The sequence below is a fragment of the Pseudomonas sp. UBA6753 genome (assembly GCF_002453565.1).
Classification (GTDB): Bacteria; Pseudomonadota; Gammaproteobacteria; order Pseudomonadales; family Pseudomonadaceae; genus Aquipseudomonas; species Aquipseudomonas putida_Z.
Window position 1 is genome coordinate 1,906 of the sequence record NZ_DKHD01000026.1, and the last position, 21,774, is coordinate 23,679.

General features: G+C 60.3%; 21 protein-coding genes. 18 read left to right on the plus strand and 3 right to left on the minus strand.

The window, feature by feature from the left end:
- Positions 1-171: 171 nt before the first annotated feature.
- From B2790_RS09650 to B2790_RS09685, 8 genes are all read left to right on the plus strand, one after another.
- Positions 172-1,260, plus strand: coding sequence for an efflux RND transporter periplasmic adaptor subunit (locus tag B2790_RS09650; protein WP_085691465.1), 1,089 nt, complete (start codon positions 172-174; stop codon positions 1,258-1,260).
- Positions 1,257-2,324, plus strand: a complete 1,068-nt coding sequence (locus B2790_RS09655) for an efflux RND transporter periplasmic adaptor subunit (RefSeq protein ID WP_286918720.1) — start codon at positions 1,257-1,259, stop codon at positions 2,322-2,324. The genes B2790_RS09650 and B2790_RS09655 overlap by 4 nt, the downstream gene beginning before the upstream one ends.
- Positions 2,321-5,374, plus strand: coding sequence for an efflux RND transporter permease subunit (locus tag B2790_RS09660; protein WP_286918721.1), 3,054 nt, complete (start codon positions 2,321-2,323; stop codon positions 5,372-5,374). The genes B2790_RS09655 and B2790_RS09660 overlap by 4 nt, the downstream gene beginning before the upstream one ends.
- 248 nt (positions 5,375-5,622) lie before the next feature.
- On the plus strand, positions 5,623-5,805 hold the full coding sequence (gene oscA, locus B2790_RS09665; protein ID WP_003258557.1) for a sulfur starvation response protein OscA: 183 nt from the start codon (positions 5,623-5,625) through the stop codon (positions 5,803-5,805).
- A gap of 48 nt (positions 5,806-5,853) precedes the next feature.
- Positions 5,854-6,861, plus strand: a complete 1,008-nt coding sequence (locus B2790_RS09670) for a sulfate ABC transporter substrate-binding protein (protein WP_085621607.1) — start codon at positions 5,854-5,856, stop codon at positions 6,859-6,861.
- Between the two features lie 198 nt (positions 6,862-7,059).
- Positions 7,060-7,878 carry a sulfate ABC transporter permease subunit CysT gene (cysT, locus tag B2790_RS09675; protein ID WP_046613605.1) on the plus strand — a complete coding sequence of 273 codons (819 nt, stop codon included), beginning with the start codon at positions 7,060-7,062 and terminating at the stop codon, positions 7,876-7,878.
- Positions 7,879-7,889: 11 nt separating this feature from the next.
- Complete coding sequence (gene cysW / locus B2790_RS09680; protein WP_025341027.1) at positions 7,890-8,762, plus strand: sulfate ABC transporter permease subunit CysW; 873 nt, start codon at positions 7,890-7,892, stop codon at positions 8,760-8,762.
- A gap of 3 nt (positions 8,763-8,765) precedes the next feature.
- Positions 8,766-9,755, plus strand: coding sequence for a sulfate/molybdate ABC transporter ATP-binding protein (locus B2790_RS09685; RefSeq protein WP_286918722.1), 990 nt, complete (start codon positions 8,766-8,768; stop codon positions 9,753-9,755).
- Between the two features lie 81 nt (positions 9,756-9,836).
- Here the strand turns inward: B2790_RS09685 and B2790_RS09690 are convergent, their stop codons facing one another.
- Both B2790_RS09690 and B2790_RS09695 read right to left on the minus strand, forming a co-directional pair.
- Positions 9,837-11,450: a hypothetical protein gene (locus tag B2790_RS09690; protein ID WP_286918723.1), complete on the minus strand. Its 1,614-nt coding sequence runs from the start codon at positions 11,448-11,450 to the stop codon at positions 9,837-9,839.
- Between the two features lie 371 nt (positions 11,451-11,821).
- Positions 11,822-12,571, minus strand: coding sequence for a hypothetical protein (locus B2790_RS09695; protein ID WP_286918724.1), 750 nt, complete (start codon positions 12,569-12,571; stop codon positions 11,822-11,824).
- A gap of 369 nt (positions 12,572-12,940) precedes the next feature.
- Here B2790_RS09695 and B2790_RS09700 point away from each other — a divergent pair, with 369 nt between their 5' ends.
- From B2790_RS09700 to B2790_RS09745, 10 genes are all read left to right on the plus strand, one after another.
- Positions 12,941-13,732: an energy transducer TonB gene (locus B2790_RS09700; RefSeq protein WP_025341026.1), complete on the plus strand. Its 792-nt coding sequence runs from the start codon at positions 12,941-12,943 to the stop codon at positions 13,730-13,732.
- Between the two features lie 30 nt (positions 13,733-13,762).
- On the plus strand, positions 13,763-14,482 hold the full coding sequence (locus B2790_RS09705; RefSeq protein WP_085615853.1) for a MotA/TolQ/ExbB proton channel family protein: 720 nt from the start codon (positions 13,763-13,765) through the stop codon (positions 14,480-14,482).
- 1 nt (position 14,483) lies between these two features.
- Positions 14,484-14,885, plus strand: coding sequence for an ExbD/TolR family protein (locus B2790_RS09710; RefSeq protein ID WP_025341024.1), 402 nt, complete (start codon positions 14,484-14,486; stop codon positions 14,883-14,885).
- A 281-nt stretch (positions 14,886-15,166) separates the two neighbouring features.
- Positions 15,167-15,748 carry an alpha/beta hydrolase gene (locus B2790_RS09715; RefSeq protein WP_286918725.1) on the plus strand — a complete coding sequence of 194 codons (582 nt, stop codon included), beginning with the start codon at positions 15,167-15,169 and terminating at the stop codon, positions 15,746-15,748.
- A gap of 64 nt (positions 15,749-15,812) precedes the next feature.
- Complete coding sequence (locus tag B2790_RS09720; RefSeq protein WP_274078254.1) at positions 15,813-16,643, plus strand: sigma 54-interacting transcriptional regulator; 831 nt, start codon at positions 15,813-15,815, stop codon at positions 16,641-16,643.
- 175 nt (positions 16,644-16,818) lie between these two features.
- A complete protein-coding gene (locus B2790_RS09725) occupies positions 16,819-17,604 on the plus strand; it encodes a MetQ/NlpA family ABC transporter substrate-binding protein (RefSeq protein WP_025341021.1) in 786 nt (261 codons plus the stop codon).
- A 276-nt stretch (positions 17,605-17,880) separates the two neighbouring features.
- Positions 17,881-18,546: an amino acid ABC transporter permease gene (locus B2790_RS09730; protein WP_075047059.1), complete on the plus strand. Its 666-nt coding sequence runs from the start codon at positions 17,881-17,883 to the stop codon at positions 18,544-18,546.
- Positions 18,527-19,186 (plus strand): amino acid ABC transporter permease, encoded by a 660-nt coding sequence (locus B2790_RS09735; protein ID WP_025341019.1) that lies wholly within the window; start codon positions 18,527-18,529, stop codon positions 19,184-19,186. The genes B2790_RS09730 and B2790_RS09735 overlap by 20 nt, the downstream gene beginning before the upstream one ends.
- Positions 19,183-19,956, plus strand: coding sequence for an amino acid ABC transporter ATP-binding protein (locus tag B2790_RS09740; RefSeq protein ID WP_286918726.1), 774 nt, complete (start codon positions 19,183-19,185; stop codon positions 19,954-19,956). Before B2790_RS09735 ends, B2790_RS09740 begins: the two co-directional genes overlap by 4 nt.
- Positions 19,953-20,825: a transporter substrate-binding domain-containing protein gene (locus B2790_RS09745; protein WP_286918727.1), complete on the plus strand. Its 873-nt coding sequence runs from the start codon at positions 19,953-19,955 to the stop codon at positions 20,823-20,825. The genes B2790_RS09740 and B2790_RS09745 overlap by 4 nt, the downstream gene beginning before the upstream one ends.
- 123 nt (positions 20,826-20,948) lie before the next feature.
- On the opposite strand, the gene B2790_RS09750 is transcribed toward B2790_RS09745, so the two are convergent.
- Positions 20,949-21,767 (minus strand): alpha/beta fold hydrolase, encoded by an 819-nt coding sequence (locus B2790_RS09750; protein WP_286918728.1) that lies wholly within the window; start codon positions 21,765-21,767, stop codon positions 20,949-20,951.
- Positions 21,768-21,774 lie beyond the last annotated feature (7 nt).

Here is a 21,774-nt window from a genome sequence, read left to right on the forward strand (position 1 = left end):
TGGCTACTGACAGAAATGCCAGGTTTTCCACGAACAAGTTGCGCCGAGCCTGCCCTGTGACACCGGCCTCGAATGTCTCCCTTGCGCATGTGGCCAGTGCCGTTTGTCCAACCCTGAACTACGCTGACAGTCGCATCCCACGAATCATTTGCGCGCAAGCAAGGAGCCTGCATGACGTTGATACGTCCGCTGTTGGTCGTCTGCCTGGGGCTTGTGTCCCTGCTGTCGGGCTGTAGTAAGGAAGAAACCACCGAAACACTGCCACGCGTAGGCGTGCAACAGGTATCACCCACCGATTTCGCTGCCAGGGTCACCCTGACCGGCGATGTGCAGGCGCGGGTGCAGACCGACCTGTCGTTCCGGGTGGGCGGCAAGATCATTTCGCGCAGTGTCGATGTCGGCGACCACGTCAAGGCCAACCAGGTGTTGGCGCGGCTGGACCCGAAAGACCTGCAGAACAATGTCGACTCGGCCAAGGCCGAGGTGTTCGCCGCGCAGGCGCGGGTCACCCAGACCAGCGCTGCCTTCGTACGCCAGCAAAAGCTGTTGCCCAAGGGCTACACCAGCCAGAGCGAATACGATTCCGCCGAAGCCGCGCTGCGTAGCAACCAGAGCGCGCTCAAGGCCGCACAGGCGCAATTGGCCAATGCCAACGAACAACTGAGCTATACCGCGCTGGTCTCCGAGGCCGATGGCGTCATCACCGAGCGCCAGGCCGAGGTCGGCCAGGTGGTGCAGGCGACCATGCCAATCTTCAGCCTGGCCACCGATGGCGACCGTGATGCCGTGTTCAATGTCTACGAATCGCTGCTGGTGGCTCCGCCAAGCGACGCCGGCGTGATCGTCAGCCTGCTGGACGACCCCAAGGTCCAGGCCCGTGGCTTCGTGCGCGAAATCACCCCCACGGTGTCCGCGCAAAGCGGCACGGTACAGGTCAAGGTCGGGCTGAGGGATGTGCCGCCAGGGATGCAACTGGGTGCACCGGTGACGGCCACCACCAATGCCCAGGGCCGGCCAAGTATCGAGCTGCCATGGTCGGCACTGACCAAGGCCCTGCATGAGCCCGCCGTCTGGGTAGTGGGCGAGGGTGACAAGGTAGAGCTGCGCAAGGTCGAGGTCAGCCGTTACCTCACCGGCAGGATCGTGGTCGCCAGTGGCCTGAAAGGCGGCGAGACCGTGGTGGTCAATGGCGGGCAGTTGCTGCACCCCGGCATGCAGGTGCTGAAGATCGATGCCAAGGCCAACGGGGGTGAGCTATGAAGCGCCTGCTGCTGATGCTGTCGGCCGGCGTGCTGTTGGCCGGCTGCAGTAGCGAGGATGAAGTGCCGGAGCCGATTCGGCCGGTACTGTCGGTCAAGGTCGAACCCCAGGTGCAGTCGCAGCTGGGCCGTTTCGCCGGCAGTATCCAGGCACGTTTCGAAAGCACCTTGGGCTTCCGGGTATCCGGGCGTATCGCCCGGCGCTGGCTGGATGTGGGCGCCCAGGTTAAACCGGGGGACACCCTGGCCACCCTCGACCCGACCGACCAGCAGAACCAGTTGCGTGCCGCCGAAGGCGACCTGGCCAAGGTGCAGGCGCAGTGGATCAACGCCCAGGCCGATGCCCGCCGCCAGCAACAGCTGTACGACCGTGGCGTAGGCGCCCAGGCCCAGCTGGATATCGCCCAGACCAACCTTAAAACCACCAGTGCGGCGTTGGAGCAAGCGCGCTCTGCACTCAGCCAGGCGCGTGACCAGCTCGACTACAGCACCCTGCGCACCGACCACGCCGCGGTAATCACTGCCTGGCAGGCCGAAGCCGGGCAAACCGTCACCGCCGGCCAGGCCGTGGTAACCCTGGCCAGGCCGGATGTGAAGGAAGCGGTGATCGACCTGCCGATCGGCCTGGCCGAGCAGTTGAGCAAAGGCTTGACCTTCACCGTTGCTTCGCAGCTGGACCCGACCATCAACACCACCGCCAGCCTGCGGGAACTGGAACCCCAGGCCGACGCCACCACCCGCACCCGCCGCGCGCGCCTGACCCTGGCCAGCACCCCGGCGGCCTTCCACCTGGGCACCGCCATCAGCGTGACCCTGAGTTCGGAGGTGTCGCCGCGCAGCGAACTGCCCTTGAGTGCCTTGCTCGAGCGCGACGGCAAGACCCAGGTATGGGTGATCGATACGCAGCAGAAGACCGTGGCCACTCGTGACGTGGCCCTGATCGGCCGCACCACCGACAGCGTCGTCCTGAGCTCGGGCGTACAGCCCGGCGAGCGGGTGGTGACTGCGGGCGTGAACAGCCTCAAGCCTGGCCAGAAGGTCACCTTCGACGAGGATGCGCAATGAAAGGAAGCTTCAACCTGTCCGACTGGGCACTCAAGCATCAATCGTTCGTCTGGTACCTGATGTTCGTTGCCCTGCTGATGGGGATCTTCTCCTACTTCAACCTGGGCCGTGAGGAAGACCCGTCGTTCACCATCAAGACCATGGTCATCCAGACCCGCTGGCCCGGCGCGACCCAGGACGAAACCCTGTACCAGGTCACCGACCGTATCGAGAAGAAGCTCGAGGAACTCGACTCCCTCGACTACACCAAAAGCTACACCCGCCCCGGCGAATCCACGGTCTACGTGTACCTGCGCGACACCACCAAGGCCAAGGACATCCCGGAAATCTGGTACCAGGTGCGCAAGAAGATCCAGGACATTCGCGGTGAATTCCCTGCGGGAATCCAGGGGCCCGGGTTCAACGATGAATTCGGCGATGTGTTCGGTTCTATCTATGCCTTCACCGCCGACGGGCTGACCCTGCGCCAGCTGCGCGATTACGTGGAACAGGCGCGGGCCGAAGTGCGCGATGTGCCCAACATCGGCAAGATCGAGCTGATCGGCACCCAGGACGAAGTGCTTTACCTGAACTTCTCTACCCGCAAGCTGGCAGCCCTGGGCATCGATCAGCGCCAGGTCATGCAGGCGCTGCAATCGCAAAACGCCGTGACCCCTGCCGGTGTGATCGAGGCCGGGCCGGAACGTATCTCGGTGCGTACCTCCGGGCAGTTCACCTCGGAAAAGGACCTGCAAACCGTCAACCTGAAGATCAACGACCGCTTCTTCCGCCTGGCCGACATCGCCGATATCGAGCGCGGCTACGTCGACCCTCCTTCGCCGATGTTCCGCTACAACGGCCAGACGGCGTTGGGCCTGGCCATCGGCATGAAGGCCGGCGGCAATATCCAGGTGTTCGGCGCGGCGCTGAAAAAGCGCATGGACAAGGTGATCGAAGACCTGCCGGTGGGCGTTGGGGTGCACACTGTTTCCGACCAGGCGGTTGTGGTCAAGCAAGCGGTCGGCGGCTTCACCAGTGCGCTGTTCGAGGCGGTGGTGATCGTGCTGGCGGTGAGCTTCGTCAGCCTCGGCGTGCGTGCCGGGCTGGTGGTGGCCTGCTCGATCCCGCTGGTGCTGGCCATGGTGTTCGTGTTCATGGAATACAGCGGCATCACCATGCAGCGGATTTCGCTGGGGGCGCTGATCATCGCCCTGGGCCTGCTGGTGGACGATGCGATGATCACCGTGGAGGTGATGGTCACACGGCTGGAGATGGGCGAAAGCAAGGAGCAGGCGGCGACTTTTGCCTATACCTCCACAGCCTTCCCCATGCTTACCGGCACCCTGGTGACGGTGGCCGGCTTCGTGCCGATCGGCCTCAACGCCAGTTCGGCGGGTGAGTACACCTACACGCTGTTTGCGGTAATTGCCGTGGCGCTGATGGTGTCGTGGGTGGTAGCGGTGTTTTTCGCCCCGGTGCTCGGCGTGCACATTCTCAGCAGCGCCAAGCTCAAGCCCCACGAAGCCGAGCCGGGCCGTGTCGGCCGAATCTTCGAGCATGGTTTGTTGTGGTGCATGCGCAACCGCTGGCTGACCATCATCGGCACCGTGGTGCTGTTCGCCCTGGCGATCTTCTGCGAGCGCTTCGTGCAGAACCAGTTCTTCCCGTCCTCGGACCGCCCAGAAATCCTCGTCGACATCAACCTGCCGCAAAACGCCTCGATCGAAGAGACGCGCAAGGTGGTCGACCGCTTCGAGGCGCGGATCAAGGACGACCCGGACCTTGTGCACTGGAGTACCTATATCGGCCAAGGCGCGATCCGCTTCTACCTGCCCCTCGACCAGCAGCTGCAGAACCCGTACTACGCGCAGTTGGTCATCGTCAGCAAGGGCTTCGAGGAACGCCAGGCCATGATGGACCGCCTGCAGAAGATCCTGCATGAAGAGTTCGTTGGCGTCGGCACCAACGTGCAATCGCTGGAAATGGGCCCGCCAGTGGGCCGGCCGATCCAGTATCGGGTCAGCGGCGCCAATATCGACCAGGTACGCAAGCACGCCATCGAGCTGGCCACCTTGCTCGACCAGAACGAGCACATCGGCGAGATGATCTACGACTGGAACGAGCCGGGTAAGGTGCTGCGCGTGGAAATCGCCCAGGACAAGGCGCGCCAGCTGGGCCTGTCGTCGGAGGACGTGGCCAATGTGATGAACAGCATCGTCAGCGGCGTGCAGATCACCCAGGTCAACGACAACATCTACCTGGTCGACGTGGTCGCCCGTGCCGAGGACAGCGAGCGTGGCTCGCCCGATACCCTGCAGAACCTGCAGATACTGACGCCCAACGGCACCTCGATCCCGCTGCTGGCGTTCGCCACCGTGCGCTACGAGCTGGAGCAGCCGCTGGTGTGGCGCCGTGACCGCAAGCCGACCATCACCATCAAGGCATCGGTCAACGGCGACATCCAGCCCACCGACCTGGTGGCCCAGCTGAAGCCGAAGATCGACGAGTTCGCCAGCAAGCTGCCGGTGGGCTTCGAAGTGGCCACCGGCGGTACGGTGGAGGAGAGCGCCAAGGCGCAGGGGCCGATCCGCAAGGTCATCCCGCTGATGCTGTTCCTGATGGCGACGTTCCTGATGATCCAGCTGCACAGCGTGCAGAAGCTGTTCCTGGTGGTCAGCGTGGCGCCGTTGGGGCTGATTGGCGTGATCATTGCGCTGGTGCCAACAGGTACGCCCATGGGCTTTGTGGCGATTCTCGGCATTCTCGCGCTGGCGGGCATCATCATTCGTAACTCGGTGATCCTGGTGACCCAGATCGACGAGTTCGAGGCCCAGGGCTTGTCGCCGTGGGATGCGGTGGTGGAGGCCACCAACCACCGGCGCCGGCCGATTCTGCTGACCGCGGCGGCGGCGAGCCTGGGCATGATCCCGATTGCCCGCGAGGTGTTCTGGGGGCCGATGGCCTACGCCATGATTGGCGGGATCATCGTGGCGACCCTGCTGACGCTGCTGTTCCTGCCGGCCCTGTATGTGGCCTGGTACAAGATCCGCGAGCCACAGAAAAATTCCTGAGACCTTCACGGCCCTATCGCCGGCAAGCCAGCTCCCACAGGAAACTCACTGCTCTTGAGTATTGTGAGGCCCCTGTGGGAGCTGGCTTGCCGGCGATAGGGCCCTCACATCATAAAGATAATTCAGTTATATAAACATTCTTAAACAGTATTTTTAAGAATAACCCCACCTCACTACTATTGCCCTCAAGCCAGGCGCAAATCCCCTTCAAACCTCAGCCCGGCACCCTCACTCCAAGGAGAACGAGCATGAGTGCATCTCTGCGTAGCATCGACGGTCAGGACGAAGCCACCATTCTGCGTGAAATCCAGAGCGCTCTGCGCGACCTGCGATTCGGTGCGGTGGAGATTACCGTGCACAACGCTCAGGTCGTACAGATCGAGCGCAAGGAGAAGTTCCGCCTGCAGCAGCCCGGCAACAAGACCGGCTGATCGCACCACACATTCAAAACTAGAAAAATGCCAATCGGGAGCTTCACCATGTCCATCCGCCGTTATGCGCTCGCCGCCCTGGCCAGTGCTGTTTTTGCCGGTTCCGCCATCGCCAAGGACTACGAACTGCTGAACGTGTCCTACGACCCGACCCGCGAGCTGTACCAGCAGTACAACGCCGAGTTCATCAAGCACTGGCAACAGGCCCACCCGGGCGACAAGGTGAAGATCCAGCAATCCCACGGCGGTTCGGGCAAGCAGGCCCGTGCGGTGATCGATGGCCTGCGTGCCGACGTGGTGACCCTGGCCCTGGCCGGCGACATCGATGAAGTCGCCAAGCTTGGCAAGACCCTGCCGGACAACTGGCAGACCCGCCTGCCGGATGCCAGCACCCCGTACACCTCGACCATCGTGTTCCTGGTGCGCAAGGGCAACCCGAAAGGCATCAAGGACTGGGGCGACCTGATCAAGAAGGACGTGTCGGTCATCACCCCCAACCCGAAAACCTCCGGCGGCGCCCGTTGGAACTTCCTGGCTGCCTGGGCCTATGGCCTGAAGACCGGCGGTAGCGAAGAGAAAGCCAAGGCCTACGTGCAGGAGCTGTTCAAGCACGTGCCGGTGCTGGACACCGGCGCCCGTGGCTCGACCATCACCTTCGTCAACAACGGCCAGGGCGATGTGCTGCTGGCCTGGGAAAACGAAGCCTTCCTGGCACTGAAGGAAGACGGTGGCGCCGACAAGTTCGAGATCGTCGTGCCGTCGCTGTCGATCCTCGCCGAGCCGCCGGTGGCGGTGGTGGACAAGAACGCCGAGAAGAAGGGCAATACCGAGATTGCCAACGAATACCTCAAGCACCTGTACAGCCCGGCCGGGCAGAAGATCGCCGCCGAGAACTTCTACCGCCCGCGTGACGAGAAGGTCGCTGCCGAGTTCGGCAAGCAGTTCCCGAAACTGGACCTGGTGACCATAGACAAGGACTTTGGTGGCTGGAAGACTGCACAACCTAAATTCTTCAATGATGGCGGTGTGTTCGACCAGATCTATCAGGCACAGTAAGGGCCAAGGAAAAGCGGGGCCGCGCTGCGGCCCATCGCCGGCAAGCCAGCTCCCACAGGATTACCACAGGCCCCAGGGCTGCGCGATCCTTGTGGGAGCTGGCTTGCCTGCGATGGGCTGCAAAGCAGCCCCAGGATTCAGAAGCTTGCACCGGCCCGGGATCTGTCCCGGGTTTCGTGCGTTCAACCAGGGATATTTATGTCACGCCGCATTTCCCCCGTCATACCCGGCTTCGGGCTGACGCTGGGCTACACCTTGGTGTACCTCAGCCTGATCGTGCTGATACCGCTGGCCGCCATGTTCGTGCATGCCGCGCAGCTTACCTGGGAGCAGTTCTGGAACGTCATCAGTGCGCCGCGGGTGATCGCCGCGCTCAAGCTGAGTTTCGGCACCGCCCTGTTCGCCGCCATTATCAACGGAGTGATCGGCACCCTGCTGGCCTGGGTGCTGGTGCGCTACACCTTCCCCGGGCGCAAGATCATCGATGCGATGATCGACCTGCCGTTCGCCCTGCCCACGGCCGTAGCCGGTATCGCCCTTACCGCCCTGTACGCGCCTTCGGGCTGGGTCGGTCAGTTCGCCACCGACCTGGGTTTCAAGATCGCCTACACCCCGCTGGGCATCACCCTGGCGCTGACCTTCGTCACCCTGCCGTTCGTGGTGCGGACGGTGCAGCCGGTACTGGCCGACATTCCGCGTGAAGTGGAGGAGGCCGCCGCCTGCCTGGGCGCCAAGCCGCTGCAGGTGTTCCGCCATGTGCTGGCGCCAGCGCTGCTGCCTGCCTGGCTGACAGGCTTTGCCCTGGCCTTTGCCCGCGGCGTGGGCGAGTATGGTTCGGTGATCTTCATTGCCGGCAACATGCCGATGAAGACCGAGATCCTGCCGCTTCTGATCATGGTCAAGCTCGACCAGTACGACTACACCGGCGCGACCGCCATCGGCGTGCTGATGCTGGTGGTTTCCTTCATCCTGCTGCTGCTGATCAACCTTCTGCAGCGCCGCATCGAAACCCCTTGAAGGAGGCCGGCATGTCCAGTTCATCCCTGAATGCAACCGCCGCCGCCAACGCCGCCCGTCGGGGCAGCGCCACTTCGCGGCGTATCCTGATCGGCCTTGGCTGGCTGGTGTTCGCGCTGTTCCTGCTGCTGCCACTGGTGATTGTGGTATCGCAGGCGCTGAAGAACGGCTTTGGCACCTTCTTCGAAGCGATCTTCGAGCCTGACGCGTTGTCGGCGCTGAAGCTGACCCTGCTCGCCGTGGTCATTTCGGTACCGCTGAACCTGGTGTTCGGCGTCAGCGCCGCCTGGTGCGTGAGCAAGTACACCTTCCGTGGCAAGAGTATCCTGGTCACCCTGATCGACCTGCCGTTCTCGGTATCGCCGGTGATCGCCGGCCTGGTCTACGTGCTGATGTTCGGTGCGCAAGGCCTGTTCGGGCCGTGGCTGCAGGACCACGATATCCAGATCGTGTTCGCCCTGCCGGGCATCGTCCTGGCCACCATCTTCGTCACCGTACCGTTCGTGGCCCGTGAGCTGATCCCGCTGATGCAGGAGCAGGGCACGCAGGAAGAGGAGGCCGCGCGCCTGCTCGGCGCCAATGGCTGGCAGATGTTCTGGCACGTGACCCTGCCGAACATCAAATGGGGCCTTATCTACGGCGTGGTGCTGTGCACCGCGCGGGCGATGGGCGAGTTTGGCGCGGTGTCGGTGGTGTCCGGCCACATTCGCGGCGTGACCAACACCTTGCCGCTGCACGTGGAGATCCTCTACAACGAGTACAACCATGTCGCGGCCTTCAGCGTGGCCAGCCTGCTGCTGATCCTGGCGCTCTTCATCCTGCTGCTCAAGCAGTGGAGCGAGAACCGTATTAACCGCCTGCGCCACAGCGCCGCGGAGGAATGATTCATGTCGATCGAAGTTCGTAACGTCAGCAAGCGCTTCAACAGCTTCCAGGCCCTGGACAACATCAACCTGGACATCAACAGCGGCGAGCTGGTGGCCCTGCTCGGCCCGTCCGGCTGCGGCAAGACCACGTTGCTGCGCATCATCGCCGGCCTGGAAACCCCCGATCAGGGCAATATCGTGTTCCATGGCGAGGACGTGTCCGGCCATGACGTGCGCGACCGCAACGTCGGTTTCGTGTTCCAGCACTACGCGTTGTTCCGCCACATGAGTGTGTTCGACAACGTTGCCTTCGGCCTGCGCATGAAGCCCAAGGGCGAGCGCCCGAGCGAGAGCAAGATTGCCGAGAAGGTGCATGAACTGCTGAACATGGTGCAGCTGGACTGGCTGTCCGACCGCTACCCCGAGCAGTTGTCCGGTGGCCAGCGCCAGCGTATCGCCCTGGCCCGTGCGCTGGCGGTGGAACCCAAGGTGCTGTTGCTGGACGAGCCTTTCGGTGCGCTGGATGCCAAGGTGCGCAAGGAGCTGCGCCGCTGGCTGGCACGCCTGCACGAGGACATCAACCTGACGTCGGTGTTTGTCACCCACGACCAGGAAGAAGCCATGGAGGTGGCCGACCGCATCGTGGTGATGAACAAGGGTGTGATCGAGCAGATCGGCTCGCCGGGCGAGGTGTACGAGCACCCGGCCAACGATTTCGTCTACCACTTCCTCGGTGATTCCAACCGCCTGGCCCTGAGCGAAGGGCATCATGTGCTGTTCCGCCCGCACGAAGTGTCGCTGTCGCGACACGAGACCGAAGGGCACCATGCGGCCGAGGTGCGCGACATCCGGCCGTTGGGCGCGACCACGCGGGTGACCTTGAAGGTGGAAGGGCAGAGCGAGCTGATCGAGGCAGAGGTGGTCAAGGACCATGACAGCCTGACCGGGTTGGCGCGGGGGGAGACATTGTTCTTCCGGCCGAAGGTTTGGCAGAAGGTGGCGGATATGTGAGTGCTTTATAATAGTTATTGAGTTTAGGGCTCTTGAGATATAGGGGTTTCGCGGCAAGTTGCGCAACCCCTTTTTCTATCTCTATTCTTGCTCGACCTCAACAAACATTGGGAAGGATGTGAATGTTTTGCTGGACTCACCTAAGGAGCTAATAATTAAGTTTGGTAATTTTTGGCTGAGCTCAGAAGCATTTTTTTCGCTTTTTCTGTCGCATGGTTTTACAGTGACATCTTGATCGTTCTTTTGGATTTTATCTAGCCAAAAGCACTCTATGCCATGAGTGAGTTCTGCGTTATCGTTCCAGAATATTAATGGAAATAACGATAATGTGTTTTTGGTCTCTGTGTCATAGAGGAGTGCGGTCGTTCTGCTTATTTGTTTGTTGCACTCATAAGGGAAAGAGTGAATGAACGGAGGGACATCATTTGCTACTTTGAATATCCCTTGAAAAATGTTTTCTTCAAAGGCTTTTGGCTCTGTGTCCATGACATAACCAAATAATTTCTCGGATATTAATTTCGTGCATGCTGAGATTATCAAGGACAGATGTCCATGGTAGTCAAAATCCTTATCCTCCAATTTCTCATGCTTATGATTATTGAAGTCTTCAATGGCTTTGTTTAGGCTGGCATCATTTTTCTCTAAGAAGGTTCTTGTTGGCTTAGAGAATTTACAGTTTTTTCCAAGTTTTTCGATAGTTTGACGGAGAACCTGTTTCAGCGGCCCCATCGATCTATGTTGGTAGTTGCTAAATATACTGGCAGCATTTTTTGGATTTACTGAGAAAAGCTCGGCGGCCGCTACATAGGTTATGAATGCTAAAGCTGCTTCAAAAGCCTCTCGCGCAGCGGCTGCTGGCCGGCTTGTGCTTTTGATATCCAAGTATTTTTTAAGCGGGAACGCTACAGGGAAGGGTAACTTGTTAATTGATTCGCTTAAGTTGACCCAGCTAGTGTCGTTTGATCTTGCTGTTGTTAGCTTTACTTGGCTTTGGGTTAGCAGGCACAATGATGAGCAGCTTGAGCCAAAATCAAAGCCAATGTAGTTTTCAAGTGGTTTGGGATTTGATACGCCAGTAGTCATATCTATGGCAAAAGGGCGCCCGGTTACCCGGTATCCGCCATTCCCAGTGATTTCGTTTGGTGATTTATAAATAAAGGATGGTTCCGCCGTTCCATCTTCGCGAATTAATAGCTCAACAACTACGTAGGAGTCAAAGCTCTTGTTATCTCTGGTGTGGATTATTTGGCTCTCTAAGTTGTAGATTTGAATGTCGCTATCGCTATCGCTATCGCTGTCGCTGTCGCAGTTGTCAAGGCCGGGTTTAAAGTAAGTGTATTTCAATTGGCTTTTTGGCGGTCGAGACAGCTTTATTTTCCATTGGAGCTTCTCGTTGATGAAGTTGTGAAGTGCTTGGGCGGAGGGCATTAAATCGCCTGGCTTAGCCCCTGTCATATCGATCTTCTCACCAACGGATGTAAAGGTACGCCTTTGGTCTTGATCTTCGTCGTCGGGGCGTAAGTGTAGTTTCAACGGGTTATAAGTTACAGATACGAACTCGCTTTCTTCATCGTAATACCTGCGCGCGCATTCTATGGCTAGTCCATTTGAGACAACTTCTTGGAATGAATGAGAAATAGGGACTGGTATGGCTCCCTCCAGTTCGTCTGCGAAATCTCTCTCTAATAGCTCCATCAACCATCTTATGTTTGAGCTGCCCCCGGATATGAGTGTTACAGTTATCGCTTTCTCATTCAATTTTTCTTTGGCGGACTTAAAGACTTTAGAGATAACTTTCGACAGATTTTCGGTCCATATTTCTTGGGTGAATATTTTTTTAAATTGATGCGCAAAAAACTCCTCATCTATCCACTCACCAGTTTTGAATGGGTTGCTTGGGACTTTTAAGATGACCCGCTCATAAGGTTGTGCATCAAGTGACCAGTTTTTTATAGATTCAGTTAGCGTTATCTTGCTTGTCTCGACATCGGATTCAAGCTTCTTTAGATTTTCAATGAACGCTTGTTTTTTCTCTGCTAGGCCGCTTAGATTTAAATCCCCAGCTTTTACTCTTTTATATGCCGATATACACTGTTCGGCTTCTTTTTTTGTGCTCCCTCAAGGTTTTTCTTTAAAAGATATTCAGCGATCCGACTGTTAATGGCAAACCCACCGGTTGTGCATGAGTCTGCGGACAGAGGTTTAGCATGTTTTCCTGTCTGGCTAACATCACCTTGCTTGGTCGATTCTATGATGCAGGCATCAAACGTTCCGCCTCCAAAGTCAAGAACCAGTGCGACGTGTTTACGCTGGTCTTGCAAATGTGGAAGACGCTGCCCGTATCGATAGTATTGATAAACAGCAAATGGTTCCGGAAGAAACTCTACTTCCTCGTAATTGTGCAGGATCCTTCTTATGTTATCGCGGTAGTTTTGCATCCATGTTTTTGAATATTTTTCAGTTCCGCTTGATGTGAAGTTTAAAGGCTCTGCAACCAAAACTTTAGCAGGGATTTTTGTTCCTGGGGAATGCTGGGGTGATATTTCAGTTTTTAAGTTTTCAAAAGTGCCCTCTATGAATGTGGTTGCAATTTCGAATGCGCTTCTTTCATTTCCATCTTGGCATGGCCAAACTGGGTTTTTCATAGCTCCAGGACTATGCTCCCCTAGCCTGAGCTTGAAGTTGTTATTTACTATTTTTTCCTGCTGGTATCTAAGCGCATCATGCCCAAAGGAAGGGCTAGATGCATTCTCAAAAAGTACCGCCGTCGGTATATAACTTCCGCCCTCTAAAGAGTAAGGCTGGATGCTGGTCACCCATAAACTTCTTTTATTCGGAACCGCCACGACTCAACTCCCTGTATCAAAGATTTGGCTCTGTGCATTAGCCAACACAGATAACAAGAATCTCATATGTGAAGCTCGGTTGGTAGCCACGAGCCACTACCGATCGAAAAGGGACAAGAAGAACAGAGTCCATGCATATCGCGCATAATTTTTATGCCTTTCAGGCATGAAACCGTCTGGATGCCTATCTAAGCCGCGGAACAAGCCAGATTCAAAGTAAGTAGATTTTCATTATTCCATTTTTGACTTTATATAGATTTAATTATTCCTTTAAGAAATAAACTCTTGGCCACAATGATTCAGCCACACACCTGAATCGAGACCCCAGGAGTTTGATCAATGGGTAATGTCCAGTCGGCCGTCAGGGCCTACGACCAGCCATGGCGCCCGGCCCCGGGCGACCTGGTCGACCTTGGACGCACGCTTCGCCTCCCGCTTGGCCAGCTGCGCCTGCAACGCACGCCTGTCAGCGGGCTCAAGCGCCGCGACAAGCTGGTGTTGGGCCTGCTGGTGCTGGCCCTGCATGGCGCTGCAGCGTACTGGGTCAGCCAGGCACCAACGCCCGAGCTGCCGGTGGTGCCACCGCAAGTACCGCCGATGACCATCGAGTTCGCCGCGCCAGCACCGCCTGTAGTCGAGCCACCGCCACCAGCCCCGGCACCGCCGGTGGTCCAGCCGCCACCTCCGCCGGTGGTCGACGAGCTGGCCGCCAAGCCCAAACCCAAGCCAAAGCCCGTGCCCAAGCCGGTGGTCAAGCAACAGCCCAAACCGCAGCCCAAGCCGGTCGAAGCGCCGCCGCCAGCCCCTGTGGCTGCCCCGGCACCGCCAGCGCCACCCGCGCCGGCCCCGGTCACCCCGGCATCGGCCAACGCGGCGTACCTGAAGAACCCGGCGCCGGAGTACCCGCAGATGGCCCAGCGCCGCGGTTGGGAGGGCACCGTGCTGCTGCGCGTCGAGGTGCTGCCCAGCGGCAAGCCCGGGCAGATCCAGATCCAGAAGAGCAGCGGCCGTGATGCCCTCGACGCTGCCGCACTGGCCGCAGTCAAGCGCTGGAGCTTCGTGCCTGCCAAGCAGGGCGACGTGGCCCAGACCGGCTGGGTCAGCGTGCCGATCGATTTCAAGCTTCGCTAACTTTTTCGCAGAACACAGGAAGACATCATCATGAGCCTGCTGGCATCCCCCCTCGAATCCGTTGAAAGCGCAGTCATCTGGCTGCTGGTCGGTTTTTCTGTCGCCACCTGGGCCCTGGCCCTGGTCAAGGTCGTGCAGTTCGTGCGGCTGAAGAACCAGGACAAACGCTTCCACCAGCAATTCTGGGCCGCCTCGAGCCTGGACTCGGCTGCCGAGCCCAGCCACGACCTGCCTGGCCCTGCCGCCCGTGTTGCCCAGGCCGGTTATGCCGCCATCGCCGTCGGTGACAGCCAGGCCAATGACCTGAGCCATGCCATCAACCACCAGGACCGCCTGGAGCGCGCCCTGCGCCAGCAGATCGTGCGTGAGCGCCGTTCGCTGGAAACCGGCCTGGCGGTGGTCGCCAGTATTGGCAGTACCTCGCCCTTCATCGGCCTGTTCGGCACCGTATGGGGCATCATGGAAGCGCTCAAGGGCATCAGCGCGGCCGGTTCCGCCAGCCTGGAAACCGTGGCCGGGCCGATTGGCGCGGCACTGGTGGCCACCGGCGTGGGTATCGCCGTCGCGGTGCCGGCGGTGCTGGTCTACAACTACTTCCTGCGGCGCCTCAAGCTTACCGCCGCCGACCTTGATGACTTCGCCCACGACTTCTACAGCCTGGCGCAGAAGAGTGCCTTCCGCGTGCTGGTGCACCCGGCCGTGCACAGGCCCCAGGCCGGTTTCACCCAGCCGGTGAAGGAGGCGTCCTGACATGGCCTTTTCGACCCAGGACAGCGACGAAGTCCTCAGTGAAATCAACGTCACGCCGTTGGTGGACGTCATGCTGGTGCTGCTGGTGGTGTTCATCGTCACCGCGCCGCTGCTGACCAATGCCATCCCCATCAACCTGCCCAAGACCGAGGCCGTGGCCCCGGTGGAGCAGAAGGACCCGCTGGTGGTCAGCATCGATGGTGACGGCAAGTTGTTCATCAACAAGGACGAGATCCAGCCCGACCTGCTGGAAACCAGCCTAAAGGCCGCCAAGGACAAGGACGTGGACGTGCGCGTACAGCTGCAGGCCGATGACGGCGTGAACTACGGCGAAGTGGCGCGGGCCATGGCGGCTATCGAACGTGCGGGGATCAGCAAGCTGGCGGTGATTACCGCGCGCTGAACCCGTCAACTTTCTTCAGGCAAGTGCTTAGGGGCCATATCTCTTGGCAGGGGATGGCCCTTTTTTTTGCGTGATCCCTGTGGGAGCGGGCGTGCCCGCGAACACGGGCGAAGCCCGTGCCATCCACCGCGGTGCTTGCTTCGCGGGCATGCCCGCTCCCACAGGGGGCGCGCAAGATATTGAGTTTTTTGGTTATTAATAAATAGCTTCTTATTCCTTTACTGATATAACTCCCTCCCTATACTTGTCTCCAAGCACGCAAACTCACTGGAGGCGTCCCCATGCGCAATGAGTCGATTCGTTACCTGATTGTGCCGGGCTGGCAAGGATCGCCAGACAACCATTGGCAAAGTCACTGGCAGCGCACCCTGCCCAACACTGCCCGGGTCGAGCAGCACGACTGGCTGACCCCGCAACGTAAGGACTGGGTGCAGGCACTGGAGCTGGCGATTGCCGCCGAGCGCTCGCCGGTGATTCTGATTGCCCATAGCCTGGGCTGCATAACCGTCGCTCATTGGGCCGCGCAAGCCAGCCCGGCCCTGCTGCGGCGGGTACGTGGCGCGCTGCTGGTGGCGCCCGCTGACGTGGAGCGGCCAACCTGCGCGCCGGCTCTGCGCAACTTCGCACCGATCCCGACCGAAGCACTGCCATTCCCCAGCCAGGTGGTCAGCTCGGACAACGACCCGGCCGTAAGCGTGCCAAGGGCGTTGTACCTGGCCCAGGTCTGGGGCGCCGAAGCAGGGCTGCTGACCAACGCCGGGCACATCAACGTCAAGTCCGGCCATGAGCGCTGGGAACAAGGTTTCGCCTACTTGTATCGCTTGCAGAGCCGGGTCGAGCAGCGCGCACTGCGCCGCGCCTGATCGCCCTTACTGTTTACCGTTTGCCTGACGCCCGGCCATTGAAGGCCTGGGGCGGGAGTTTGTCATGACTTTTCAAAACCCTTTTGGCCAGCCGTTGCTGACCTTCCCTGAGCTGGACAAGAGCCCGTTGAGCATCCGCGCCAAGGCGCTGGTGTTCATCGACCCACGTTCGCAGCAGCTGCGCGAGGAGCTCGAGCACCTGGCGCCACAACCCTTGCCAGTGCTGATCCGTGGCGAAACCGGTACCGGCAAGGAACTGCTGGCTCGGCAGATCCACCGTGCCAGTGACCGCAGCGGGTTGTTCGTGTCGGTCAACTGCGCTGCCATCAGCCCCACCTACGCCGATGCCGAGCTGTTCGGCTACAGTGCCGGCAGCCAGGGTGGCACAGCCAGCAGCCGTGCCGGCTGGTTCGGCTCGGCCAACGGCGGCACGTTGTACCTGGACGAGATCGCCGACTTGCCGCTGGCCATCCAGGGCAAGCTGCTAGCCGCCCTGGAAAACCGCGAGGTTACCCGGGTGGGCGCGCCGCAGCCGCAACCGGTGGACGTGCGCCTGGTGGCCGCTACCAGTATCGACCTGGCGCGGGTGGTGCGCGCGGGGCGCTTCAACGAGCGCCTGTATCAATACCTGCGCGAGGGGGCGCTGGAGCTGCCGCCACTGCGCGAGCGGCCAGGCGATATCCTGCCGTTGGCCGAGTATTTCGTGGGCATCTACAGCGTGCGCCTGCAACGGCCTGTGCCGCTGGTGAGCGAGGCGGCGCAGCAGGCGCTGGAGGCACACCCATGGCCCGGCAACACCCGTGAACTGGAGAACGTCATCCACTTCGCCTTGCTGGTGAATGACGGCGAAGAGATCCTGGCTGAAGACCTCGACCTGCCAAACCCCGCGCGCTAGACATCGCTCATAAGCAAAGTGGCTGATGGCAGTTTGTTTTTGGAATAAGAAGCTAAATAAAAGATATTGTTACGGAATAAAAAATCTGGGTATTGTCCGCCTCACGCCCGCTGGTGAACCGGTTGGGCACCCGATTCGCCATCGTCGATGGCCCAGAACCAGAACAAGGACCACCATGAAGAAGACCCTGCTGACCACTGCCCTGGCTGCTGCCCTGTCGTTTGCCGGCCTGGCTGCCGCCGCCGAGAAACTGGTGGTTGCCGCCACCCCGGTACCGCACGCCGAAATCCTCGAGCTGATCAAGCCGACCCTGGCCAAGGAAGGTGTGGACCTGCAGATCAAGGTCTTCACTGACTACGTGCAGCCGAACGTGCAGGTTGACCAGAAGCGCCTGGACGCCAACTACTTCCAGACCCTGCCGTACCTGCAGAACTTCAACGAAGGCAAGGGCACCCACCTGGATACCGTGATCGGCGTGCACGTCGAACCCTTCGGTGGTTACTCGAAGAAGGTCAAGAGCCTGAGCGAACTGAAAGAAGGCGCTACCGTTGCCATCCCTAACGAGGGCAGCAACAGCGGCCGCGCCCTGCTGCTGTTGCAGAAGGCTGGCCTGATCACCCTGAAGGATCCGAAGAACGCCCTGGCCACCCCCAAGGACATTGCCGAGAACCCGAAGAAGCTGAAGTTCCGCGAGCTTGAGTCGGCCATGCTGCCGCGCGTGCTGGACCAGGTCGACCTGGACATGATCAACACCAACTACGCCCTGGAAGCCGGCCTGAACCCGGCCAAGGACGCGCTGGTGATCGAAGGCAGCGACTCGCCATACGTGAACTTCCTGGTCGCCCGCCCGGACAACAAGGACAGCGAAGCCATCCAGAAACTGGCCAAGGCCCTGACCAGCCCGGAAGTGAAGGAATTCATCGCCAAGAAGTACCAAGGTGCGGTGCTGCCGGCGTTCTGATGCGCTTGCATTACCTTGCATGACCCAACGCCGACACCCTTGTGTCGGCGTTTTTATTTGTGGGCATAGTTACCTGTGGGAGCGGGCGTGCCCGCGAAGCAGGCGACGCGGTGGATGGCANNGCTTTGCCGGTGTTCGCGGGCGCGCCCGCTCCCACAGGGTCCCTGCGCGACGTCTCGGTGATATGGTTATTCTATAAAGGTATTTATTAAAAAGTTTTTAGATCATTAGAGTCTAGCTATCGTGCCCACGCGCACCCTGCAGACCTGCTTCACCATGACCCTCGACACCGCATTCATCCTCGGCACGCTGCCCGCCTTCCTCAAGGCCGTGGGCGTGACCCTGCAGGTCGGCCTGATCGCCATCGCCACCTCGCTGCTGGTCGCCCTGGTCAACGCCACACTGTTGGTATTACGCACCCCGTACCTGTCGCGCCTGGTAAAAGCCTACGTGGAGCTGGCCCGCAACACGCCGCTGCTGATCCAGCTGTTCTTCGTCTACTTCGCCTTGCCCAGCCTGGGCCTGAAGATTTCCGGCTTTGCCGCAGCGATCATCACCATGACCTTCATGGGCGGTGCCTACCTCACTGAGGTGCTGCGTGCCGGCATCGAGGCCGTGCCTCGTGCCCAGCTGGAGTCCGGGCGCTCCATCGGCCTGTCCGAAGGCCAGCTGCTGCGCCATGTGGTGTTGCCCCAGGCCGGCATCCTCAGCCTGCCGGCACTGTTTGCCAACTTCATCTTCCTGCTCAAGGAAACCACCGTGGTGTCGGCGGTGGCCGTGCCGGAAATTCTCTACACCACCAAGAACTACATCGCGCTGTACTACAAGACCTATGAAATGCTCACCGTGCTGACCCTGCTCTGTGTGCTGCTGTTCCTGCCGCTGTCGTTGCTGCTGCGCTATGTCGAAAGGAGGCTGCAACATGGCCAGTTCGGCGTCTGAACTGCTGCTGCAGGCATTGCCGCAGCTGGCTGGCGGCGCGGCGCAGACCCTGGCCATCTCTGCGCTGGGCATCCTCTTCGCGACGCTGGGCGGTGTGCTTTATGGCGTGCTGGCAACCTTGGGCAACCGGGCCCTGAACATTGCCTTGCAGGTGTACCTGGAGCTGTTCCGTGCCATACCGGTGCTGGTCTGGCTGTACCTGGTGTTCTTCGGCCTGCCGATCTTCCTGGCATTGAGCATCCCCAGCTTCTGGTGCGCGGTGCTGGTGCTGGGCCTGTGGGGCGCCAGCGAGGTGGGCGAGGTGGTGCGTGGCGCGCTGCGCTCGCTGCCGCGCGGCCAGCGCGAGGCGGGGTTGTCGATCGGCCTGGCCGGCTGGCAGCTGTATGGCTACGTGCTGTTGCCACAGGCGCTCAAGCGCATGACCCCGCCGACCATCAACATTTACACGCGGATCATCAAGACCAGCTCGCTGGCGGTGCTGATCGGCGTGGTCGAGGTAATCAAGGCCGGCCAGCAGATCATCGAGCGCACCTACGAGTCGGTGCTGATCTACGGCGCTTTGTTCCTGTTCTTCTTCATCGTCTGCTATCCGCTGTCCGCCGCTTCACGCGTGCTGGAACGCCGCTGGGCCCACTCATGAGCGCATTGATCGAATTCCAGGGTTTCAACAAGTTCTTTGGCGAGCACCAGGTGCTCAAGGACGTCGACCTCCAGGTGGCGGCCGGCGAGGTGGTGGTCATCCTCGGCCCCAGCGGTTGTGGCAAAAGCACGCTGCTGCGCTGCCTCAACGGCCTGGAGCAGGCCCAGGGCGGCCATCTGCGCCTGGCCGGGCAGGAGCTGCTCGACCCGCGCACCGATTGGCGCGAGATCCGCCAGCGGGTCGGCATGGTATTCCAGAGCTATCACCTGTTCGGCCACATGAGCGTGATCGACAACCTGCTGCTTGGCCCGCTCAAGGTGCAAAGGCGCGAGCGCGCCGAAGCCCAGGCCCAGGCCGAGACGTTGCTGGCGCGGGTCGGCCTGCTGGACAAGCGCGACGCCTTTCCCCGGCAGTTGTCCGGGGGCCAGCAACAGCGCATCGCCATCGTGCGTTCGCTATGCATGAACCCCGAGGTGATGCTGTTCGACGAGGTTACCGCGGCCCTCGACCCAGAAATGGTCAAGGAGGTGCTGCAGGTGATCCAGGGCCTTGCCCGCGACGGCATGACCTTGCTTATCGTTACCCACGAAATGGCCTTCGCTCGCGCGGTGGCCGACCGCATCGTGTTCATGGAGGCCGGCAGGATCCTTGAACAGGGCGACCCCGAGAGCTTCTTCACACGACCGCGGACCGCACGCGCGCAGCAGTTCCTGGAGAAATTCTCCTTCGTAGAAAGCCTGCCGAAGACACTGCACAAGGAACTGTCATGAAAACTGCCAACCTCACCAAACTGCTGGCGCCGTTGTTCGGCCTGGCCCTGCTGGCCGGCTGCAACAAGGCTGAAGAACCACCCAAGCCCGCGGCGGCCTCGCCGGCCACCAGCTACCTGGAAACCATCAAGGCCCGCGACAAGCTGATTGTCGGGGTGTTCACCGACAAGCCACCGTTCGGTTTCGTCGATGAGCAGGGCCGCTACGTGGGCTTTGACACCGATATCGGCCGGCGCCTGGCCAAGGACCTGCTGGGTGATGAAAACAAGGTCGAGTTTGTTGCCGTGGAGCCGGCCAGCCGTATCCCGTTCCTGCAGAGCGACAAGGTCGACCTGATCCTCGCCAACATGACCGTGACCCCGGAGCGCAAGGAAGCGGTGGACTTCACCAACCCCAACCTGCGCGTTGCCGTGCAGGCCATCGTCGCGGATGGCAGCCCGGTGCAGAAGCTCGACGACCTGGCCGACAAGACCATCATCGTCACCACCGGCACTACCGCTGATATCTGGCTGACCAAGAACCACCCGGACTGGAAACTGCTCAAGTTCGAGAAGAACAGCGAGTCGCTGCAGGCGCTGGCCACCGGGCGTGGCGATGCCTATGCGCAGGACAACCTGATTCTGTTCAGCTGGGCCAAGCAGAACCCGGGTTACCGCGTGATGCCTGAGCTGCTGGGTGACGAGGCACCGATTGCACCGGCGGTTAAGAAGGGCAACACCGAGCTGCGTGACTGGGTGAATGCCGAGCTGGCCAAGCTGGGGGAGGAGAAGTTTCTGCTGAAGCTGTATGACCAGTATGTGCGCAAGGAACTGAGCGATGACACCAAGCCGGAAAGCGTGATTGTGGAAGGGGGCAAGTGGCAGGGGTGACTGTGCCATTGGGGCTGCTTTGCAGCCCTTCGCGGGCTTGCCCGCTCCCACATTGATCGGCGTATGCAGGACCCTGTGGGAGCGGGCGAGCCCGCGAAGGGCCGCAAGGCGGCCCCAATGACTTCAACGGTTTCGCGGTAGCCAATTCAGCAAGAACTCATTCACCACCCGCGGTTTCTCCAGGCTGGAGATATGCCCCGCAACCGGAATCTGCGCCGCCAGGCAGCCAATGATCCGCGCCATTTCATTGGACTCTTCCGGCGGCCGCGGAATGTCCTGGTCGCCGCACATCAGGATGGTTCTCCCGCTCGGCAGCTGTTTGAGTTGCTCCAGCAGGTCGTGTCGTCCAAAGATTATCCGCCCCATGGGATCGAGGCTCTCGCGAATGGTTTGTGCACTGCTTGCCTTCAGCTGAGCACGAAACCGCTCACGGATTTCAGGCACGGTCTGGCCGCCTGCGTGGAAAAAAATAGGCACGATGATGTCGAGCAGCAGGTCGCTGAATTCGCCGGCTTCGCTGGCGGCATCCAGCAAGGCGAAATACTTGAGCCGAGTCTCCTCCGGCTCGGCGCCCAGGTAAGTGTCCATGAGCACCAGGCGATCAATTCGTTCAGGATGGGTAGCGGCCAGCGGTGCGCCCCACATACCGCCTACCGACAGCCCGACCAGGTGGCACTTGGTAATTTCCAGTTTGTCCAGCAACGTCAGGTGCTGGCGGACCAGGCTGTTCATGTCGATGGTCGTGGCAGGCGGAGCATCGGAGCCGCCGTGGCCCCACAGCTCGGGGACGATGACGCGGAAGTGTGCTGACAAGGCTTCGATTTGTGGCTGCCACATCTCGGCGGACCACAGGTAGCTGTGGCCGAGCAGGACCGGAAAACCCTGGCCCTGGTCGATGTAGCTCATGCGGGCGCCGTCGATTTCGATGAAGTGTCTTTGCATGCAATGG

Coding starts and splice junctions, on each gene's coding strand:
- B2790_RS09650 (WP_085691465.1), top strand. CDS start 172: ATGACGTTGATACGTCCGCTGTTGGTCGTCTGCCTGGGGCTTGTGTCC.
- B2790_RS09655 (WP_286918720.1), top strand. CDS start 1,257: ATGAAGCGCCTGCTGCTGATGCTGTCGGCCGGCGTGCTGTTGGCCGGC.
- B2790_RS09660 (WP_286918721.1), top strand. CDS start 2,321: ATGAAAGGAAGCTTCAACCTGTCCGACTGGGCACTCAAGCATCAATCG.
- oscA (WP_003258557.1), top strand. CDS start 5,623: ATGAGTGCATCTCTGCGTAGCATCGACGGTCAGGACGAAGCCACCATT.
- B2790_RS09670 (WP_085621607.1), top strand. CDS start 5,854: ATGTCCATCCGCCGTTATGCGCTCGCCGCCCTGGCCAGTGCTGTTTTT.
- cysT (WP_046613605.1), top strand. CDS start 7,060: ATGTCACGCCGCATTTCCCCCGTCATACCCGGCTTCGGGCTGACGCTG.
- cysW (WP_025341027.1), top strand. CDS start 7,890: ATGTCCAGTTCATCCCTGAATGCAACCGCCGCCGCCAACGCCGCCCGT.
- B2790_RS09685 (WP_286918722.1), top strand. CDS start 8,766: ATGTCGATCGAAGTTCGTAACGTCAGCAAGCGCTTCAACAGCTTCCAG.
- B2790_RS09690 (WP_286918723.1), bottom strand. CDS start 11,450: ATGGAGCTATTAGAGAGAGATTTCGCAGACGAACTGGAGGGAGCCATA.
- B2790_RS09700 (WP_025341026.1), top strand. CDS start 12,941: ATGGGTAATGTCCAGTCGGCCGTCAGGGCCTACGACCAGCCATGGCGC.
- B2790_RS09705 (WP_085615853.1), top strand. CDS start 13,763: ATGAGCCTGCTGGCATCCCCCCTCGAATCCGTTGAAAGCGCAGTCATC.
- B2790_RS09710 (WP_025341024.1), top strand. CDS start 14,484: ATGGCCTTTTCGACCCAGGACAGCGACGAAGTCCTCAGTGAAATCAAC.
- B2790_RS09715 (WP_286918725.1), top strand. CDS start 15,167: ATGCGCAATGAGTCGATTCGTTACCTGATTGTGCCGGGCTGGCAAGGA.
- B2790_RS09720 (WP_274078254.1), top strand. CDS start 15,813: ATGACTTTTCAAAACCCTTTTGGCCAGCCGTTGCTGACCTTCCCTGAG.
- B2790_RS09725 (WP_025341021.1), top strand. CDS start 16,819: ATGAAGAAGACCCTGCTGACCACTGCCCTGGCTGCTGCCCTGTCGTTT.
- B2790_RS09730 (WP_075047059.1), top strand. CDS start 17,881: ATGACCCTCGACACCGCATTCATCCTCGGCACGCTGCCCGCCTTCCTC.
- B2790_RS09735 (WP_025341019.1), top strand. CDS start 18,527: ATGGCCAGTTCGGCGTCTGAACTGCTGCTGCAGGCATTGCCGCAGCTG.
- B2790_RS09740 (WP_286918726.1), top strand. CDS start 19,183: ATGAGCGCATTGATCGAATTCCAGGGTTTCAACAAGTTCTTTGGCGAG.
- B2790_RS09745 (WP_286918727.1), top strand. CDS start 19,953: ATGAAAACTGCCAACCTCACCAAACTGCTGGCGCCGTTGTTCGGCCTG.
- B2790_RS09750 (WP_286918728.1), bottom strand. CDS start 21,767: ATGCAAAGACACTTCATCGAAATCGACGGCGCCCGCATGAGCTACATC.